The organism is Bacillus sp. JJ722 (assembly GCF_036963345.1).
Taxonomy (GTDB): domain Bacteria; phylum Bacillota; class Bacilli; order Bacillales; family DSM-1321; genus Bacillus_AD.
This window is the reverse complement of sequence record NZ_JBALMO010000241.1, coordinates 6557-7379: the sequence shown is the minus strand read 5'-3', so window position 1 is coordinate 7379 and position 823 is coordinate 6557. Positions and strand designations below refer to the sequence as shown.

The following is an 823-nucleotide window of genomic DNA, read 5'->3' as shown; positions in this document are numbered from 1 at the left end:
TTATTAGACAGCCCCCTTTCTGATTTATTATTTTAGGGAACATTCCTGTTAATTTAACAAACTTTAAGATTTTTTAGCTATTATTATAAAACGTTTTGAATTTGTACAGATCCCTATTTCAGTTTTGTTTACTGTAATAAATTTTTGCAAAATATCAAAGTCCTCTTTCCTTTCACCAAATCCTGGTATGATCGGTGTGTGGCTTAATAAGAAAATGAGGTCTTCAGGTGTTTGATAATAATCGTTCACATCATACTCTAAGGTTTGCACGTCAACAAAGCCCGCTTCACTCAACTCTCGGACATATTTTTCTTTTAATGTGCCATCTTTTTCTCCTAAGCATTGCCCTCTTCCAAATGCTTCTTTTAAGTTCAATTTATCATGTTCGCTTACTTGTTGAGTTAAAAAGATGCCGTTCTTCTTTATTACTCTTGCTACTTCTGCCGCCACAAAAGGAGCGTGACAACTAGTCACAATGTCAAAAAAGGAATGCGGGAACGTTAAATCTTCACATTCCATTTTGATAATTCTAACGTTCGGTACACCTGTTTTTTTCAAGTTAGACTGAGCTGTTGCGATCATTCCACTTGAATTATCAATCCCAATCATAAATAAAGCTGCCGATGCAATTTTTAGTATATTCTCTCCTCCACCTGTACCAATATCCAGTAAAACATCTGAGGATTTGCATCTTTTTGTTACTTCTTTATAAAAATCCCATGTAGCTCCTTCAGTTACATATTTGAGTTTACTAAAATCCCATCCATTTAAACTTCCGACTTTATCATAAAATTTTTTATATTCTAATTCATTCATTTTGTAT

Annotated in this window: 1 protein-coding gene; it reads right to left on the bottom strand. The window is 33.4% G+C overall.

Translation table 11 applies throughout. The features are described from left to right. Nucleotides 1–63 precede the first annotated feature (63 nt). Nucleotides 64–816, bottom strand: a complete 753-nt coding sequence (locus V7014_RS22600) for a class I SAM-dependent methyltransferase (protein ID WP_335510577.1) — start codon at nucleotides 814–816, stop codon at nucleotides 64–66. Nucleotides 817–823 lie beyond the last annotated feature (7 nt).

Coding starts and splice junctions, on each gene's coding strand:
- V7014_RS22600 (WP_335510577.1), bottom strand. CDS start 816: ATGAATGAATTAGAATATAAAAAATTTTATGATAAAGTCGGAAGTTTA.